The organism is Streptomyces sp. FH025 (assembly GCF_017427025.1).
GTDB lineage: Bacteria > Actinomycetota > Actinomycetes > Streptomycetales > Streptomycetaceae > Kitasatospora.
In genome coordinates this window covers 1-1,373 of record NZ_JAFLNG010001151.1, presented here as the reverse complement: position 1 = coordinate 1,373, position 1,373 = coordinate 1, and the positions used below count along the sequence as shown (strand labels likewise).

Genomic DNA, 1,373 nt, shown 5'->3' with positions numbered 1-1,373 from the left:
GGCCGGAGGGCCGCAGGTGGCGCAGCGCGCCGTGGCTGAGTCCGTGCAGCGGGACGGCGCGCAGCTGCTCCTTGACCGAGCGCAGGGTGTCGTGCCAGCCGGCGTCGGGGTCGACGCGCAGGGCGAGCGGGAACTCGGCGGTGAACCAGCCGACCGTGCGGGAGAGGTCGAGGTCCGCGAAGAGGTCCTCGCGGCCGTGCCCCTCCACGCCTATCAGCACGGTGTCCCGGCCGCACCAGCGGGCCAGGGTGCGGCCGAGGGCGCTGAGCAGGACGTCGTTGACCTGGGTGCGGTAGACCTCGGGGGCCAGGCGCAGCAGCGCGTCGGTGGTCCGCTCGTCCAGCGTGACGCCGACGGTGGCGGCGGTGGCGTGGGTGTTGGGGCCGGGCGAGCCGGCGGGCAGGGCGGCCGGGGCGGCGCCGGTGCGCGTCCAGTGGTCGAGGTCGCCGTCCAGGGCGCCGGAGCGGGTGTGCCGCTCCAGCCGGGTGGCCCAGTGGCCGTAGGAGGTGGCGACGGGCGGCAGTTCGACGGGGGCGCCGGTGCGGGCCGTGCGGTAGGCCGCTTCGAGGTCGGCGAGCAGGATGCGCCAGGAGACGCCGTCGACGGCCAGGTGGTGGACGGTGAGGACGAGTTGGCCGGGCTCGTCGGCGCCACGGTCGAAGAACAGGGCGCCGACGGAACGGCCCTCGACGGGGTCGAGCGAGCGCTGGGCCTCGTCGGTGGCCTGCTGCACCCGCTGCTCCAGGGCGGCGGCGTCGAGGCCGGTCGCGTCGAGGTGGGTGAAGACGCCCTCCGGTCGCTGCTCCCCCGTCTCCTGGTGCCAGCCCGCGTCGGTGTGGCGGAAGCGGGTGCGCAGCGCCGCGTGGTGGTCCACCAGGGCCAGGACCGCCCGGTGCAGGGCTGCCGGGTCGGTGCCGGGGGCGAGTTCCAGGCGCTGGGTCATGGTGAAGCGCAGGGCGTCGCCGGGGCGGCGGCCGTCGAGGTACCAGTGCTGGATCGGGGTGAGCGGGGCCTCGCCGGGATCAGCCTCGGCCAGTCCATGACTTTCCATCAGTTCACTGGTGTTCAGCGCGAGTTCGGCGACGTTCTGGTGCCGGAAGACGTCCTTGGTGGTGAGGGCGAGTCCGGCGGCTCGGGCGCGGGAGACGATCTGGATGCTGAGGATGGAGTCGCCGCCGAGCGCGAAGAAGTTGTCCCGGGCGCCGACGCGCTCCACGCCCAGCACCTCGGCCCAGATCGCGGCGAGCCGCTGCTCGGCGCCGGACCCTGCCCGACCACCTGGTGCCCACCGCCTTCGTCCCCCTGGCCCGCATCCCGCGCACCACCAGCGGCAAGACCGACCGGCGCGCCCTGCCCGCACCGCCCGCCCAGCC

General features: G+C 75.4%; 1 protein-coding gene. It reads right to left on the bottom strand.

What is annotated here, in order from left to right:
- A partial coding sequence (locus J0670_RS38065) for a condensation domain-containing protein (protein ID WP_307806876.1) occupies positions 1-1,216 on the bottom strand: 1,216 nt, incomplete at its 3' end.
- Between the last annotated feature and the right edge of the window lie 157 nt (positions 1,217-1,373).